General features: G+C 61.9%; 15 protein-coding genes. 10 read left to right on the top strand and 5 right to left on the bottom strand.

Going from position 1 to position 14,958, the window contains the following annotated elements; genetic code table 11:
• Positions 1–113 precede the first annotated feature (113 nt).
• Positions 114–911, bottom strand: a complete 798-nt coding sequence (locus AB7828_RS04980) for a class I SAM-dependent methyltransferase (protein ID WP_089264455.1) — start codon at positions 909–911, stop codon at positions 114–116.
• 228 nt (positions 912–1,139) lie between these two features.
• Between AB7828_RS04980 and AB7828_RS04985 the strand changes: the two genes are divergently transcribed.
• The 3 genes from AB7828_RS04985 to gyrA all read left to right on the top strand — a co-directional run bounded on the left by AB7828_RS04985 (position 1,140) and on the right by gyrA (position 5,803).
• On the top strand, positions 1,140–1,964 hold the full coding sequence (locus tag AB7828_RS04985) for an AAA family ATPase (RefSeq protein ID WP_441229558.1): 825 nt from the start codon (positions 1,140–1,142) through the stop codon (positions 1,962–1,964).
• 457 nt (positions 1,965–2,421) lie between these two features.
• Positions 2,422–2,826, top strand: coding sequence for a DUF2306 domain-containing protein (locus AB7828_RS04990; RefSeq protein ID WP_441229559.1), 405 nt, complete (start codon positions 2,422–2,424; stop codon positions 2,824–2,826).
• A gap of 205 nt (positions 2,827–3,031) precedes the next feature.
• Positions 3,032–5,803, top strand: coding sequence for a DNA gyrase subunit A (gyrA, locus tag AB7828_RS04995; protein WP_441229560.1), 2,772 nt, complete (start codon positions 3,032–3,034; stop codon positions 5,801–5,803).
• A gap of 265 nt (positions 5,804–6,068) precedes the next feature.
• On the opposite strand, the gene AB7828_RS05000 is transcribed toward gyrA, so the two are convergent.
• Positions 6,069–6,722 (bottom strand): hydrolase, encoded by a 654-nt coding sequence (locus AB7828_RS05000; RefSeq protein ID WP_441229561.1) that lies wholly within the window; start codon positions 6,720–6,722, stop codon positions 6,069–6,071.
• Positions 6,723–6,877: 155 nt separating this feature from the next.
• Here AB7828_RS05000 and AB7828_RS05005 point away from each other — a divergent pair, with 155 nt between their 5' ends.
• A complete protein-coding gene (locus AB7828_RS05005; RefSeq protein ID WP_441229562.1) occupies positions 6,878–7,771 on the top strand; it encodes a LysR family transcriptional regulator in 894 nt (297 codons plus the stop codon).
• 81 nt (positions 7,772–7,852) lie between these two features.
• Here AB7828_RS05005 and AB7828_RS05010 read toward each other — a convergent pair whose 3' ends face one another.
• The 3 genes from AB7828_RS05010 to AB7828_RS05020 all read right to left on the bottom strand — a co-directional run bounded on the left by AB7828_RS05010 (position 7,853) and on the right by AB7828_RS05020 (position 10,483).
• The gene (locus AB7828_RS05010; protein WP_089264451.1) at positions 7,853–9,760 is read right to left on the bottom strand and encodes a potassium transporter Kup; all 1,908 of its coding nucleotides are present in this window, start codon (positions 9,758–9,760) and stop codon (positions 7,853–7,855) included.
• Between the two features lie 210 nt (positions 9,761–9,970).
• Positions 9,971–10,228, bottom strand: coding sequence for a hypothetical protein (locus AB7828_RS05015; RefSeq protein ID WP_089264450.1), 258 nt, complete (start codon positions 10,226–10,228; stop codon positions 9,971–9,973).
• A gap of 12 nt (positions 10,229–10,240) precedes the next feature.
• Positions 10,241–10,483: a hypothetical protein gene (locus tag AB7828_RS05020; protein ID WP_184516379.1), complete on the bottom strand. Its 243-nt coding sequence runs from the start codon at positions 10,481–10,483 to the stop codon at positions 10,241–10,243.
• Positions 10,484–10,553: 70 nt separating this feature from the next.
• Here AB7828_RS05020 and coaD point away from each other — a divergent pair, with 70 nt between their 5' ends.
• From coaD to tgt, 6 genes are all read left to right on the top strand, one after another.
• Complete coding sequence (gene coaD, locus AB7828_RS05025) at positions 10,554–11,051, top strand: pantetheine-phosphate adenylyltransferase (RefSeq protein ID WP_089264449.1); 498 nt, start codon at positions 10,554–10,556, stop codon at positions 11,049–11,051.
• A 41-nt stretch (positions 11,052–11,092) separates the two neighbouring features.
• Positions 11,093–11,662, top strand: coding sequence for a peptidylprolyl isomerase (locus AB7828_RS05030; RefSeq protein ID WP_089264448.1), 570 nt, complete (start codon positions 11,093–11,095; stop codon positions 11,660–11,662).
• Positions 11,663–11,667: 5 nt separating this feature from the next.
• Positions 11,668–12,111: a hypothetical protein gene (locus AB7828_RS05035; RefSeq protein ID WP_309946204.1), complete on the top strand. Its 444-nt coding sequence runs from the start codon at positions 11,668–11,670 to the stop codon at positions 12,109–12,111.
• Positions 12,087–12,554 (top strand): peptidylprolyl isomerase, encoded by a 468-nt coding sequence (locus tag AB7828_RS05040; RefSeq protein ID WP_089264447.1) that lies wholly within the window; start codon positions 12,087–12,089, stop codon positions 12,552–12,554. Before AB7828_RS05035 ends, AB7828_RS05040 begins: the two co-directional genes overlap by 25 nt.
• Before the next feature lie 151 nt (positions 12,555–12,705).
• Positions 12,706–13,788, top strand: coding sequence for a tRNA preQ1(34) S-adenosylmethionine ribosyltransferase-isomerase QueA (queA, locus tag AB7828_RS05045; protein WP_441229563.1), 1,083 nt, complete (start codon positions 12,706–12,708; stop codon positions 13,786–13,788).
• The gene (tgt, locus tag AB7828_RS05050; RefSeq protein WP_441229564.1) at positions 13,785–14,918 is read left to right on the top strand and encodes a tRNA guanosine(34) transglycosylase Tgt; all 1,134 of its coding nucleotides are present in this window, start codon (positions 13,785–13,787) and stop codon (positions 14,916–14,918) included. Before queA ends, tgt begins: the two co-directional genes overlap by 4 nt.
• Positions 14,919–14,958: the final 40 nt, after the last annotated feature.

Raw genomic sequence — 14,958 nt, forward strand, 5'->3', positions numbered from 1 at the left:
CACAACATTCGCATGATGGCCGCGCTCGTTGAGCCGCTTGCACAGCGCGTGGGCGAAGGTGGTCTTTCCTGCGGCTGCCGGGCCAAAGAACTCGATGATCATGCTCCCGAACCTCAAGAGGTTGTTGGTGCCTGCACGATTCGCCGAGGGTCCTGCACCTGAGGAAACAGGCGTTCCCGCTTTCGCGCCGCGACAATAAAACTCTCCGCCAATAATCCCGGCACCTTGAGCCTCCGGCACGCCTTTTCGAATGGCTCGATCAGCGCCTCGCAGAGATGTGGAAACAACCGGCCCGGTCGCGGGAGATAGCCGTAATACGTGCTCTCCACGACCTCAAATCCCTCATCCGACAGCAGGCTTGAAAATTGATACAAAGTCAGGGTGTGTCGAGGTCTGCTCGGATATGCCCAGTTCAGGACACGACTGAACGACCCGATGGGTGACGTTGCATTGAGCTGGATATTGCACACCAATACGCCGTCGTTGCGAAGATGCCGATAGATCGCCCGCAATGCGTCGCGCCTAAGCGTGTCTTCTGCATTCAAGAAGAACCGAAATGCGGTGGCAACGTCAAATGTCTGTTCGAGAGGAACCTTGGTGACGTCGACGCATAGCAGCGTCACGTTGTCTGGCACCGAAGCTGCCGAAAGCATCGCTTCTGACACATCGACCCCGACAACCGAGCCGAACAACCGAGCGGCGACCTTCGCAATGCGTCCGGTTCCGCAGGCGAAGTCGAGGCTTGTTCGCTGTGGCCCTCCGAGCCGGCGCAGAATGCTTTCGAGCAAGGGCTGTTCGACGTCCCGCCACAATGCCGCGCAATGGCCCACCTCGAAGGTGCTGACGTAGTCGGCAACGACATCAACCGACTGGTGGCTCGCGCGATAGCTGAACGTGTCTCCGTTGAGCATAAGGATATGTCCCTCGAGTCCGCCGACGCTAACCTCGATGTCGGGACGACGTCTTCATGCATTCGCACGATGCCGGAACGGAGCGGCAGGCGTGATCCGACTAGTCGACGGGCGGCAGTCCGCGGATCCGAACAGTCATTCAAATGAACGTTGGTGTGGTTTGTAATCCGGCTAAGCTCTGACCTGCAGGTAAATGACAGCTTGTTCCGAGGCGCTGGGCATTCCACCATGATCATCGAGTTATTTGGGCCGCCTGGTGCAGGCAAGACCACACTTCTTCGCGGCCTCTGCCGGGGGCTGGCGCAAGAAGGCATCAACCTGAAGACAGTGAACGGTTATCGCCTGATTGAATATGCGTCGGCCCAGGATGACGGCCCGGAGACGCGCCATGGCATTGGGCGTATTGGCAGAAAGATTGCCACCTCCGGTCCTGTCTTGCTATCGACCCTGCCGAAGGACGGTGTCGCGGCGCGGCTTCTAGCATCAATCCCGCTACGAAGCCGCACGTGGTCATGGCGCATGAAGGTCGACATCGCTCTACTGTGCGAATCTTGGCGTAAAGCGCAGGAATCGGAAGGTTACTTCATTTTTGAAGAAGGCCTGATCCAGGCATTGTGTGCGCTGGTTTTGCTGGCGCGAACTCCAAGCATTGACGTGGTTCGTGACTGCCTAGCGTTCCTGCCGCGACCGGACCTGCTTGTCCAGCTCGATGCGCCGCAGGAAACGTTGCGCCGCCGTCTTACGGATCGGCATGCGCACCAGCCGCTCATCGAAGTCCTCCTGTTCGAACTCGGCGTGGACAGGGGCTTGAAGCAGGCCAATATCTCAAGGGAGATCGGCGAGTGCTTGCGCCGGGACGGATGGTCCTTGATACAAGTCAACGGTGCCGACCCGCTCAATTTCGATAAGGTCATCACGCGAGTCCTGGGAGAGCATATCAATGAGGCCGCCCTGGGTGACCAAGGCGATAACAGCCAAACCACTGGATTAGCTGGCAACTATGAACTTGATGGATCTCAACATTTCGCACGGGGGCCTGGTGGCAGCATCTGACGCTCGCTCACGATTTGAATCATTGCGTGGTCGAGCCCCGGTCCGCCCGGAGCGAGGCATGGATACTTTGGGTCGCCTCGACTAGCGCGGTCCCCTGTCTCGGAGAGCCTTGCGTCCGAAACCAACCATTCAGCCACGATCAGCCCGTGAGGCGCGCACGAAACAAGGTGCAGCCGTCCGCCAGGCGCGACCTGGAGATATCCCGGAATCCAGCCTCGGTCACCGGCGCGCTCCTCGACCGCCTCACGCATCACGTCCATAACCACATATAACCCTTCTGATCTGCTGTCAGGACGTCCTGAACTTCTGCATCGCGCGCTGTGAGCTGATTGCTTGCAGCGCGTTTTGCTTTTTGAGGGTGCGGTTAGCTGTGGCAACGAGGCGGCAATATGATCTTTACAATGGAAAGATTTCTGCGATGGTGAGCTGATGCTGCCTCCTGAACACGAGGGCCACCATGTCGCTGCAGCCGCTGCTTGATGCCGCCGCTCCAATCCCGCTGCATGCTTTTGCGGCCATGGTCGCATTCCTGCTCGGTGTCGTTCAATTGATCGCGCCCAAGGGCACGCTACCGCACAAGACGCTCGGCTGGATCTGGGTGATCCTGCTCGCCACCGTTGCGATCAGCTCGTTTGGGATCCATGGCCATAGCTACCGGCTCTGGCGAGACTGGAGCCCGATCCACCTGCTGTCGATCATCGCGCCGGTGATGCTGGTGGTCGGAGTGGTCGCCGCACGCCGGCACCGCGTCAGGGCGCATGCCATCACCATGATTTCGATCTTCGCCGGCGCCCTGGTGATCGCCGGCGTGTTCACCCTTGTGCCGGGCCGGGTCATGCACACCGTGGTGTTCGGGCGCTAGATTGCTGCAAGACGGCCGCATGGTTTTCGCAAGATTCGGCGGGTTCGGGCTGGCTTATTCGGGGCCACTTCACAAGCCCTGTGCAGCTCCCGTAAGCATTTGAAAAATCAGCAGGAAAATAGAGCCGCGGGCGTTGTCTACGGGGTGGCTTGAAGCCGCGCGATGCGCTATATGATTCCCAGCAAAACCTGACCGGAAATCATCCTTGTCCGACACTGAAGACCAGAAGCCTGGGGAGCCACCGGCCCCCTCGGATATTCGTCCCGTATCCATCCTCGATGAGATGAAGCGTTCGTATCTCGATTACGCCATGAGCGTGATCGTGGCGCGTGCGCTGCCGGATGCGCGCGACGGCTTGAAGCCTGTGCATCGGCGCATTCTCTACGCGATGTACGAGAACGGCTTCGAATGGAACAAGCCATATCGCAAGTCGGCGCGAACCGTCGGCGACGTCATCGGTAAGTATCATCCGCACGGCGACCAGTCGGTCTATGACGCCATGGTCCGCATGGCGCAGGACTTTTCGATGCGCGTGCCGCTGATCGACGGTCAGGGCAATTTCGGTTCGGTCGATGGCGATCAGGCCGCCGCGATGCGATACACGGAATCGCGCCTGACCAAGATCGCGCAGTCGCTGCTGGACGATCTCGACAAGGATACGGTCGACTATCAGGACAACTACGACGGCTCGTTCCGTGAGCCGCGTGTGCTGCCGGCGAAGTTTCCCAATCTGCTGGTGAATGGCGGCGGCGGCATTGCCGTCGGCATGGCCACCAACATCCCGCCGCACAATCTCGGCGAAGTCATCGACGCCTGCGTCGCGCTGATCGATGATCCGTCACTCACCATTGACGATCTGAACAAGATCATCCCGGGTCCGGATTTCCCGACCGGTGGCATCATTCTCGGCCGCGCCGGGATTCGTACGGCCTATCACACCGGCCGCGGTTCCATCGTGATGCGCGGCAAGGTCTCGATCGAGCCGACGCGCAAGGACCGCGAAGCGATCATCGTCTCTGAAATCCCGTACCAGGTGAACAAGGCCACCATGGTCGAGCGCATCGCCGAACTGGTGCGCGACAAGAAGATCGAAGGCATCTCCGATCTCAGAGACGAATCCGACCGTGACGGTTTTCGCGTCGTCGTCGAATTGAAGCGGGACGCGGTGCCGGAGGTGGTGCTGAACCAGCTCTACAAATTCACGCCGCTGCAGACCAATTTCGGCGCCAACATGGTGGCGCTCGACACCGGCCGGCCGTTGCTGATGAACCTGAAGGATCTGCTGACGATCTTCGTTGCGTTCCGCGAACAGGTCGTCACGCGCCGTACCAAGTTCCTGCTCAACAAGGCGCGCGATCGCGCGCATATCCTCGTCGGCCTGGCCATTGCAGTGGCGAATATCGACGAGGTCATTCGTGTGATCCGGACCTCGCCGGATCCGGCCACCGCACGTGACATCCTGATGGAGCGTCATTGGCCCGCGCAGGACGTGGCGACGATGATGATGCTGATCGACGATCCGCGCCATCGCCTCGAGGAAGACGGTACCGCGCGGCTGTCCTTCGAACAGGCCAAGGCCATTCTCGATCTGCGACTGGCTCGCTTGACAGCTCTGGGCCGCGAAGAAATCTCCGACGAGCTGGACAAGCTCGCCGTCGAGATTGCGGACTATCTGGAGATCCTGCGTTCGCGCGCGCGCGTTCAGGGCATCATCAAGGACGAGCTCGGCGCGGTGAAGGCGGAATTCGCGACGCCGCGCAAGACCGTCATCATGGAACAGGAAGGCGAGGTCGAAGACGAGGACCTGATCCAGCGTGAAGACATGGTGGTGACGGTGTCGCATCATGGCTACGTCAAGCGCGTGCCGCTTTCGACCTATCGGGCGCAGCGCCGCGGCGGCAAGGGCCGCTCCGGCATGGCGACGCGCGACGAGGATTTCGTCTCGCGTCTGTTCGTGGCCTCGACCCATACGCCGGTGCTGTTCTTCTCGTCGCGTGGCCAGGTCTACAAGGAAAAGGTCTGGCGTCTGCCGATCGCGCCGCCAAACGGCCGCGGCAAGGCGATGATCAACATCCTGCCGCTGGAGCAGGGCGAACGCATCACCACGATCATGCCGCTGCCTGAGGACGAGGCGACGTGGAACGATCTCGACGTGATGTTCGCGACCACCGGCGGCAACGTCCGCCGCAACAAGCTCTCTGACTTCGTCGATGTCAGGCGATCCGGCATCATCGCGATGAAGCTCGATGAGGGCGAAGCGATCGTCGATGTGCAGATCGCCACCGAACATGATGACGTGCTGCTGACCGCTGCCGGCGGCCAGTGCATCCGTTTCCCGGTGACTGACGTCCGTGTGTTCCAGGGCCGCAGCTCCATGGGCGTTCGCGGTATCTCTCTGGCGGACGGCGACAAGCTCATCTCGCTCACCATCCTGCGCCACCTCGAGGCGAATTCGGATGAGCGCGCGGCCTATCTGCGCCGTGCCAATGCGGTGCGTCGCGGCGGCGCCGAGGAGCGTGCCGATGTCGCGGACGAAGCGGCGGCTGCCGTGGAGACCGAAGAGGCGACGGGAGCCATCGAACTCGGCGAGCAGCGCTATGTCGAGATGTCGGCGTCCGAGCAGTTCGTACTGACCATCAGCGAGAATGGCTACGGCAAGCGGACCTCGTCGTTCGAGTACCGCACCACCGGACGCGGCGGCAAGGGTATCGTCGCGATGTCGGTCAACAACCGTAATGGCAAACTGATCGCGTCGTTCCCGGTCGAGGACAGCGACCAGATCATGCTGGTCACCGACAAGGGACAGTTGATCCGTTGCCCGGTGGAAGGTATCCGCATCGCCGGCCGTTCGACCCAGGGCGTCATCGTGTTCAACACGGCTGACGACGAGCACGTCGTGTCGGTCGAGCATATCGGCGAGGCGGGCGAGGGCGAAGAGGGCGAGAACGGCAACGGTGCGCCGGTGGCGGAGGGCTGAGGCTCTCCGCAGCGGCTGGCACGTTGATAAAAAACCCGCGGTCAACCGCGGGTTTTTCTTTTATGTATGCGATGTGCGGGATGGGTTGAGCGAAGCGAGAACCCAACACCTCGCGCTTGCTCGGTCGACAGGGGCTTTTCGGCCCTATGCGCCTGCGATCAATCATCCTACGAGCCGGCTGAATAAGGCGCTCTTCCGGATACCCGGTCGAACGGGAATGACGAGGCTTGGCAAAATCCAGGCGTCTCGTCATCCCCAGCTTACATCAGCCCGCGGTCTTCGGCACCGGCGTGTTGAGCAGCTGCTGCTCCCACAGGAAGGCAATGCCGCTACCGCCGGCATGCTGCACGATCACTTCCGTCAACTTGGCGGCGCTGTCGCTCCGGGCCCAGTCGCGCTGCCATTCGGCGGCCACCGCCAGCCAGGTCATCATGTTGGCGCCGGCCGCGATCATGCGCTGGATGGCGACCTGATGGGCCTCGACCGAAACGGCGCCCGAGGCATCGGTGACGACCGTTACGTCCCAGCCCTCGCCAAGGGCCTGGATCGTCGGCATCGCGACGCAGATCTCAGTCCACAGGCCCGCGATGATCAATTGCTTGCGGCCCGTTGCCTTGACGGCGTCCACCGCCTTCGGGTCTTCCCAGGTGTTGATGAAGGTCCGGTCGATCACCTCCTGGCCGGGGAACACGTCGGTGATCTGAGGGAATAAGAGACCGCCACGCTCGGCGAGCACCGAGGTCAGGATGGTGGGAACGCCGAACGCCTTGGCGGCCTTCGCCAGGCCCGCCGTGTTGTTGATCACCATCTGCGGTTCATGGCTGTTCACGTTGGCGAGCTGGTAGGGCTGGTGGTCGATCAGAATGAGGACCGAGTCTTCGGGACGAAGGAGCGACGCAAGGCCATTACGAAAGGTCATGAATATATCCTTTGGTGCCGTTGTGAGTGAGATTGGTCTTCTTGATGGGACATGCGCCAACGGCGGCGCTGTCTCGACGGGGTATTGCCGTTCTTGGGCTTGATGAGGTAGTGCCCTTCCGTGGCAAGCTGTGTTGCGGAATGGGGAACGCCGAATTGGATATCGAAGCGCTCAGGACATTCGTGGAAGTTGCCGATGCCGGGGGCGTTTCGCCCGCTGCGCGTCGGCTCAGCGTCTCCAAGTCGATCGTCAGTCGGCAGCTTGCTCGCATTGAAGCGGAACTTGGCGTGCAGCTTCTCGCACGAACCACGCGCGGCGCTGCGCTCACCGAAGCGGGAGTCGCGTTTCGCGACCATGCAGCGCGAGCTTGCGCCGAGATCGACGCGGCCAGGGAGTTGCTCCTGCCTGATGGCGAGCTTTGCGGCCGCTTGCGCATTGCCGTGCCGCTTACTTTCGGCCCAACGCACTTAGCTCCCGTGCTTGCGGACATGGCGCGACGGCACCCGCAGCTCCACATCCATAGCGTCTACAGTGATCGCTTCGTTGATCTCATCGCCGAAGGTTTCGATTGCGCGATCCGGGTTGGCTATCTTCCGGACTCCAACCTGATCGCGCGACACGTCGGGCCTATCTATGGAAAACTGGTCGCCAGCCCAGACTATATCGAAGCGCATGGTTCCCCTGAGACGCCGGACGAACTCGTTGCGCATCAGGCTCTCATGCAGGGTACGGAAGCCTGGCAATTCATGGACGGCGACAAGACAATCACGGTGCGTCCGCAAGGGCGCTTCAAAGCCGACAACGGCACGGCTCTCCGTGCCGCAGCATTGGCAGGACTCGGCATCGCCTGGCTGCCCGATGGCATCACCCATGACGATGTCGCCTCCGGCGCGCTTGTTCCGGTCATGACCCGCCATCCGCCGCCACCGGCAGGTGTCTATGTCATCCGCCCGCCAAGTCAGCAACCCGCACGGAAGGTGCGGGTTCTTACCGAAATGCTCATCGCGTGTTTCGCAGAGGCTCCGCGCCTTGCGGGCGTGGATCGCTAGAGCGCAGGCAGGGAGGCCTCGACGTTCGGCCAAGCCTGCTGCGAGCAGTCGCGGCCGGCCGAGGCTTAAGTCGCGCGAGGCTTAAATCTCGATCTCGGTGCCGAATTCGACGACCTGCTTGGTCGGCACGCCGAAGAACGCCGCGGAGCGCTCGGCGTTGCGCTGGAGGAACGCGAATACGGTTTCGCGCCACACCGCCATCCCGGCGACCTTGTCGCTGGGAATGATGGTCTCCCGGCCGATGTAATAGGTGATCTCGGCGAGGTCGATGCCGGGCAGCTTGCCCTGTTCGGAGGCCAGACCGAGCCCGTCCGAAATCGTTGGATACTGCATGAAGCCGTAATGCAGGATGACGCGCGTGATCCCTTCGATGACTTCGATAATCTCGGCGCGATCGGCATCCGGGACGCGCGGCACTTCGGAGATCAGCACAGTCACCAGAATGACGCGCTCATGTAGGACGTGGTTGTGCTTGACGAATTGCGTCAGTGCGAGCGGCACACCGTTCGGCATGGATGCCAGGAACACCGCAGTGCCATTGAGGCGCGCATGGCAGCGACTGACGGCCGTCTCGATCAGGTCTTCTTCGGGCTGACGCAGTTTGGCGCGGGCGCTTTCGACGAGTTTGACACCGCTGCGCCATGTCAGCATCAGGAACGCCACAGCCGCCGCCAAGAATAGCGGAAACCAGCCGCCTTCGAACAGCTTCGTGGAATTGGCGGCGAAGAAGATGCAATCGATGATGAAGAAAAAGCCGTTCACCGACACGACGAGAAGCGGCGGATAGCCCCATTGCAGCGCGACCAATGCCGCAAGCAGCGTGGTGATCGCCATCAGCAGCGATACGGCGATGCCATAGGCGCCTGCCAGCGCGTCCGACGTGCCGAAGCTGAGCACGGCGGCCAGCGTCGCCGCGGCCAGCAGCCAGTTCACCAGCGGCACATAGATCTGGCCCATGGCGTGGCTGGTGGTGTGCCGGATCTGCATCCGCGGCAGGAAGCCGAGCTGGATCGATTGCTGCGTCAGCGAGAACACACCGGAGATGATAGCTTGCGAGGCGATCACCGTCGCGACGGTGGCAAAAGCCACCAGCGGGTAGTGCAGCCAGTCCGGCGCCAGTTGATAGAACGGGTTGTTGATGGCAGTGGGGTCGGCGATCAGCAGTCCCGCCTGGCCGAAATAGTTCAGCACCAGCGCAGGCAGGGCTATGGCAAACCAGGCGAGCCGGATCGGCATCCGGCCGAAATGGCCCATATCGGCATACATCGCTTCGCCGCCGGTCACGGCTAGGAAGGCGGCGCCGAGAATGGCAAAGCTGATGTGGAAGTCCTGGTGGATCAGGAATTCGAAGGCATAGAGCGGACTGACGGCAGCGAGCACGCCGGGCGATTGCACGATGCCATGGATGCCGAGCAGCGCCAGCACGGCAAACCAGCCCAGCATCACTGGCCCGAAGATGCCGCCGATGAAACCGGTGCCCTTGCTCTGCATCAGAAACAGCCCGATCAGAATGATGACGGTGAGCGGCACCACGGCCGGCGCCAGCGACGGTGCATCGACCTTGAGGCCTTCAATGGCTGATAGTACCGAGATCGCCGGCGTGATGGCGCCATCGCCATAGAGCAGGGCGGCACCAACGAGGCCGACGACCAGCAGATGTATGCGCCATGTACCCGGTTCTGCGTTACGCGCGTGGAGCAGTGCCAGCAGGGCGACGATACCGCCTTCGCCGCGATTGTCGGCGCGCAGAATTAGAAGTGCGTATTTCAGGGAGATAATGAGGATCAACGCCCAGAGGATCAGCGACACTACGCCGAGCGTTGCTTCGGACGTGAGAGGCCCGCCATGGGCCGCTGCCTTCACGGCTTCCTTCAATGCGTAAAGGGGGCTGGTGCCGATATCGCCATAGACGACGCCGAGCGCGCCGATCGTTGCCGTGAGAGGAAGTCCGCCAGAGTGTCCTGGCGATGCGGCTGGGATGGCGGTCACTGGCAGCCCTCACGGGACTCGCGCTTGACAATTGCGCTTGACCGGCAGTCTGCGACGTTGCGTCGCGAATTGCTATGAAATTAGTTGAAGTAGCTGTCGCGAGAATTTCACTGAACTATGCATCGCGCGCGTTGGGGGAGTGTAGTTCGATGGCCCGGATTAAGTATCAGTACACCCCGGTTCTGACCGGGGTGCGGTATCCTTTGCCGCTTAGCGACGCTCGGTGGTCACGAGGCGGACTTCGCGGACAGTGATCGTCTTGCTGGCTGCGTTACGCAGGCAGGAGGCCTCGAAGTTCGGCCAGGCCTGCTCGGAGCAGTTGCGACCTACCGTGTGGATGTCCAGGCGGTCGGCCTTGGCGAGGGCCACCGGCACCGACGCCTCGACCTTCGGGGCAAAGCCCGGCAGAACGGTGAGGGCGGCTGCGATGAAAGCTGCGACGGCAACTGCTGAGAGAGTCTTGATCATGACGGTCCCCTGTCATTCGGGCCGTTTTGGCCCGGTTTGTTTGTCGCTTCCTGTGCTTGCCTGATTAATCAGGCCCGGTTTCAGGAAGTTGTCGTGTCCAGGCAAAGTGGTTTCATCCGGCCCGGTTTGTGTTTCGTCCGTACGCGCATGACGACACATGAGGCTCGAAAGCCCAATGTTTTCAATATCGTTGCTGCGTACCCAGTAGACGCGCTGACCCGGCATCCGGTTCGAGCCCTGTCCGAAAATAAACATCGGCCATTCGGCCCCAGCGGGCGGAACCAAGTCGGCTTGCGGCTCGAACGGGGGCGGGGTAGGAGGGGGAATGCCCCGTATCGCGCTTTATCCCGGTTCATTCGATCCCGTCACCAATGGCCATCTCGATGTGGTCCGCCATGCCGTTGGCCTGTGCGACAAGCTCGTGGTCGCGATCGGCGTCCACCCTGGCAAGAAGCCGCTGTTCTCGACGGACGAGCGGCTGGAGATGGTGAAACAGGTGTTCGGACCGCTGGCCTCAGCCGCCGGCTGCGAATTCGACTGCACGACCTATGACAATCTCACCACCACACTGGCGCAGCAGATCGGTGCGACCATCATGATCCGCGGGCTGCGCGACGGCACCGATCTGGATTACGAGATGCAGATCGTCGGCATGAACGAGACCATGGCGCCGGATGTGCAGACGGTATTTCTTCCGGCCTCGGTGAGTGTCCGCCCGATCACCGCCACACTGGTCCGGCAAATCGCCGCCATGGGCGGCGACGTTTCGGCTTTCGTCCCGGACGCGGTTGCCAAGAGCCTCAAGTCCAAATTCGCCGCTTAATCAAACGCCGGCTGACCGGCTTTCTCTGATCCGGAGTTTCCATGATCCGTATAGTCGCACTTGCTGCCGCGCTGATGTTCGCGGCTCCCGCTTTCGCGCAGGCTCCGGCAGCGCTTCCGGCTGGCCTCGACAAGGCCAATTCGGTCGTGATCGACACGACCAAAGGCCGGATCATCATCAAGCTGCGCACCGATATCGCCCCGCAGCACGCCGAGCGCATCAAGCTGCTCGCCCGCGAAGGCTACTACAACAACGTACCGTTCCACCGCGTGATGGACGGCTTCATGGCGCAGACCGGTGATGGCAAGAACTTCAACGGTACCGGCGGATCGAAGTATCCGAACCTGAAGGCCGAATTCTCGCAGGTGCCGTACAAGCGCGGCGTTGTTGGCATGGCACGTGCCGGCGATCCGGATTCGGCCAATTCGCAGTTCTTCATCATGTTCGCTGAAGGCTCATCCCTGAACGGCAAATACACCGTGGTTGGCGACGTCGTCGCCGGCATGGACGTCGTCGACAAGCTCAAGAAGGCGCCTCCCGGCTCGGCCAGTGGTGCCGTGACCGACCCTGACAAGATGGTCAAGGTTCAGGTCGCTTCTGACATCAAGTGAGCATCATGATGCCGCGATGCAGGGGCATTGCTCTGCTTGCGGCATTATTACTGTCTGGCGTTCTTCAGGCGCATCCGGCATCGGCTCAGTCTGAAGCCGTGAGCACGCTGGAGGGCATGTTCGGAAGGCTGAAAGCGTGCTGGCATCCGCCTGCCTTGCCGCGCGGCCATCCGGGCATGGAGATCACGGTGCTGTTCAGCTTCAAACGATCCGGTGAACTTCTCGGAAGGCCGCGAATTACCTTCGAGACGCCGGATGCCTCCGAGGCCGACAGCGTCGCTTACCGAACGGCTGTGATGGAGACATTGCAACATTGCACGCCGATGCCATTTACCGGGGGCCTGGGCGACGCGGTCGCTGGACGCCCCTTCCGAGTGCGGTTTGACGACCGCCGAAACCAACCCAAACCAGTAGAGAGACGAGCATGGCTGTTACCGAGAATACTTTGATCCTTGAAACCACCCAGGGTCCCGTCACCATCGAGATGCGCCCGGATCTGGCACCGGGCCATGTCGCCCGTATCAAGGAGCTCGTGCGCGAAGGCTTCTACGACGGTATCGTCTTCCACCGTGTCATTGACGGCTTCATGGCGCAGACCGGCTGTCCGCAGGGCACCGGCACCGGCGGTTCGGGCAAGAAGCTGAAGGCCGAATTCAATAACGAGCCGCATGTGCGTGGCACGCTGTCGATGGCCCGCGCGGCCAGCCCGGATTCCGGCGACAGCCAGTTCTTCATCTGCTTCGACGACGCGTCGTTCCTCAACAAGCAGTACACTGTCTGGGGCAAGGTCACCGAAGGCATGGAGAACGTCGACAAGATCAAGCGCGGCGAGCCGGTGCAGAACCCGGACAAGATCGTCAAGGCACATATGGCCGCCGACGCGGCTGCCTAAGTTAAGCTCCTCCCTCACGTTCGTCATGCCCGGGCAGCGCGAAGCGAACTTCGCTAGTTGTCCCGGGCATCCACGTTTTATAGGCATCAACACCAAGACGTGGATGGCCGGGACAAGCCCGGCCATGACGGAGTGGGAATAACTATAGCCCATGCGTACCGATATCTTCGACTTCGAACTTCCGCCTGAGAACATCGCGTTGCGGCCCGCCAGCCCGCGGGATGCTGCGCGGTTGCTTGTCGTTCAGCCGGGTATCGGCGTGCAGGATCATGTCGTATCGGATCTGCCGACCTGGCTGAAGCCCGGCGATCAGCTAGTCGTCAACGACACCAGGGTGATCTCGGCGCAGCTCAGCGGCCGCCGCATCGGCCGTGACACCGAACCGAAGATTGACGCCACGCTGATCAAGCGGCTCGACGGTTCGCGCTGGCAGGCGCTGGTGCGGCCCGCCAAGAAGCTGACCGAAGGCGACACGGTGCGCTTCGGCAATGAAGGCCGTGTCTGCCTGCTCGGTCATCTCGACGCGCAAGTCGAGCACAAGGGCGATGCCGGCGAAATCATCTTCTCTTTCTCGTTTCACGGCCCGGCGCTGGATCAGGCGATTGCCGAACTCGGCGCGCCGCCGCTGCCGCCTTACATCGCCGGAAAACGCGCTCCGGACGAGCGTGACACGGCCGATTATCAAACCATGTTCGCCGCCAATGACGGCGCCGTCGCCGCACCGACGGCGGGACTGCATTTCACGCCGGCACTGGAAGCCGCTCTGAAGGCGCGGGGCGTCGGCCTGCATCGCATCACGCTGCATGTCGGAGCAGGGACGTTCCTGCCGGTGAAGGTCGACGACACCGCCGAGCACAAGATGCATTCCGAGTGGGGTACGATCTCGCGCGCAACGGCGGATGCGTTGAACGCAGCGCATGCGGCCGGCGGACGCGTGGTTGCCGTTGGCACGACCTCAATGCGTCTGCTGGAAAGCGCGACGTCCGAGGACGGCGTTATTCATCCATTCGCCGACGAGACTGCGATCTTCATCACGCCCGGCTATCGTTTCCGCGCCGTCGATATCATGCTCACGAATTTCCATCTGCCGCGTTCGACGCTGTTCATGCTGGTCTCTGCCTTTGCCGGCATGGATACGATGAAGCAGGCCTATGCCCATGCCATTGCGACCGGCTATCGTTTCTATTCATACGGCGACGCCAGTCTGGTGTTTCGGGACACACGCAATCAATGACCGTCGCCAATCATTTTGAACTGCTGCGCACTGACGGCACGGCACGCAGGGGCCAGCTGACAACGCCGCATGGTGTGGTGCGCACACCGGCCTTCATGCCGGTCGGCACGCTCGGTGCGATGAAGAGCCTGCACTGGCGCGACGTGCGCGATGCCGGTGCAGATATCGTGCTGGGCAATACCTACCATTTGATGCTGCGCCCCGGCGCAGAACGCGTCGCGTCGTTCGGTGGCCTGCAGAAATTCACCACCTGGAACGGTCCGATGCTGACCGACTCCGGCGGTTTCCAGGTGATGTCGCTGGCGCAGCTCCGCAAGGTGACGGAGCAGGGCGTCACGTTCCGCTCACATATCGACGGTGCGAAGTTCGAACTGACCCCGGAACGGGCCATCGAGATCCAGCGGCTGCTGAATTCGGACATCGCGATGCAGCTCGACGAATGCGTGCGGCTGCCCGCCGAACACGCCGACATCGACCGCGCCATGCAGCTGTCGCTGCGCTGGGCCGAACGCTGCAAGCGCGCCTTCGAGACGGCGCCTGAAGGCTATATGCTGTTCGGCATCGCACAGGGCGGAGATGTGCCGGAACTGCGCCGCGCCAGCGCGCAGCGGCTGATCGATATCGGCTTTCATGGCTATGCGATCGGCGGTCTTGCCGTGGGCGAACCGCAGGCGGTGATGCTGGCGATGATCGAGGAAGTGGTTCCGATCCTCCCCTCGGATCGGCCGCGCTATCTGATGGGCGTCGGCACGCCGGATGATATGCTGGAAGCAGTGGCGCGCGGCGTCGACATGTTCGACTGCGTGATGCCGACCCGTAACGGCCGCCACGGCATGGCCTTCACACGCCACGGCCAGATCAATATGCGCAATGCGCGGCATCAGGACGATCCGCGGCCGCTGGACGAAGAGAGCACCTGGCCGGCCGCGCGAGACTATTCGCGCGCCTATCTGCATCATCTGGTGCGATCAGGTGAGACCCTCGGCGCGATGCTGCTGTCGGAAATCAACATCGCCTATTACCAGAGCCTGATGCAGGGCATCCGCGCAGCCATCGAGGCCGGAACGTTCGAAGAGTTTCGGGCGCATACGCGCGAGGGCTGGGCACGCGGCGACATTCCGCCGCGGTAACCGGAGGTCAACTAGGTCGCCTTCACCGGTTCCGACTTCA

It is taken from the genome of Tardiphaga sp. 215_C5_N2_1, from assembly GCF_052076055.1.
GTDB classification, from domain to species: domain Bacteria; phylum Pseudomonadota; class Alphaproteobacteria; order Rhizobiales; family Xanthobacteraceae; genus Tardiphaga; species Tardiphaga robiniae.